At 72.6% G+C, this 1,644-nt stretch carries 1 protein-coding gene and 1 pseudogene; both read left to right on the top strand.

Annotated features, from left to right (window positions below; all coding sequences use genetic code 11):
* Positions 1 to 21 precede the first annotated feature (21 nt).
* Positions 22 to 1,155 (top strand): ADP-ribosylglycohydrolase family protein, encoded by a 1,134-nt coding sequence (locus AC5LUJ_RS22125; protein WP_250284044.1) that lies wholly within the window; start codon positions 22 to 24, stop codon positions 1,153 to 1,155.
* 3 nt (positions 1,156 to 1,158) lie between these two features.
* A pseudogene (locus AC5LUJ_RS22130) lies at positions 1,159 to 1,644 on the top strand (transposase); the annotation flags it as partial.

Consider the following 1,644-nt stretch of genomic DNA (forward strand, 5'->3'; position numbering starts at 1 on the left):
AATACGAGGAGCAGGTCAAAAATGAGCGACCGAGCAAAGGAACGCACAGTGGCCCTGAGGCAGAATTCCAGGATTTCCCGTCAGGACCGGGTACGTGGCTGCCTGCTCGGCGGGGCACTGGGGGACGCACTCGGGGCCGGCATCGAGTTCCTGTCGTTGGACGAGATCCGGCGCGCCCACGGGCCGGCCGGGGTGCGCGGCCTGACGGCGGCCTACGGCGTACACGCGCCGATCACCGACGACACGCAGATGACGCTGTTCACCGCCGAAGGGCTCATCCGGGCGTCGGTCCGCGGCCGCTCCAAGGGGATCTGCCATCACCCGACGGTGGTGTGGCGGGCATACCAGCGCTGGCTGGCCACCCAGGAGCGCCCCGGGCCACCATCCGACACGGACAGTGACGGCTGGCTGGCCGGTCAGCCGCTGCTGTACGCGCGGCGCGCCCCCGGCAACGCGTGCCTGTCCGGGCTGCGGATGCCGCGGATGGGAACGCCCGCACGCCCCGCGAACCCGGACAGCAAGGGATGCGGCGCGGTCATGCGTTCGGCGCCGTTCGGGCTGCTGCCGACCGGGCCGGAAGCCGCGTGGGAACTCGCCGCCGAATGCGCTGTGCTCACCCACGGTCATCCGGCTGGCTATCTTGCGGCGGCGGCGTTCGCCTGGATCATCAATGTGGTGGCCGACGGCCACACCCCTGTCGAAGCGGTGGAGTCGGCCCTCGGCCGACTCGCCTCCGAACGGGCCGGTGGGAAGGTTGCCGCCGCCCTGCGCGCCGCGCTGACGGCGGCCGCCGACGGCACACCGACCACCCCGGAGCGGGTGGAATCCCTCGGCGCCGGCTGGGTGGCCGAGGAGGCGCTGGCCATCGCCGTCCACTGCGCCGTGGCGGCGCCGGCGGATCCGTGGACGGCGCTGCTCGCCGCGGTGAACCACTCCGGGGACAGCGACTCCACCGGCGCGATCTGCGGGAACATCGTCGGCACCATGCTCGGCGAGGACGCCCTGCCCGCGGACCGGCTCACCGAACTCGAAGGCCACACCCTCGTCCGCCAGATCGCCGACGATTTCGTCCTGGAGACGTCCGGCGCCCCCGAGATCTCCGACAGCAGAGGAGAGGCGACCCCGGCCTGGTTCGACCGCTACCCGGGTGCCTAGCCTCAGGCTTTCGTGCGCAAGGAACGGCCGCACCCCGGCGTCCAGCTGCGCTTCACCGACATCGACGGGCATCGCTTCACTGCCTTTGCCACGAACAGCCACCGCGGCCAGCTCGCCACCCTCGAGCTGCGGCATCGCCGCCGTGCCCGCTGCGAGGACCGCATCCGCGGAGCGAAGGACACCGGCCTGACCAACCTCCCGCTGCACGACTTCGCCCAAAACGAGGTGTGGTGCGCGGTGGTAGCCCTGGCCGGCGCGCTGATCGCCTGGAGCCGGCTGCTCGCGTTCACCGGCCTCGACGCCCGCCGGTGGGAAGTGAAACGGCTACGCCACCGGCTGTTCTCGCTTGCGGGCCGGCTCGCACGCCACGCCCGCACCGCCGTCGTGCACCTCGCCGCGCACCACCCCTGGGCGCCGCTCGCCGCCGAAGCGATCAGCCGGCTGCGCGCCCCGCCCGCCCCGGATAGCCCGGACACGGACGTCCCTGCC

This window comes from Protofrankia sp. CiP1_Cm_nod3 (assembly GCF_982290655.1).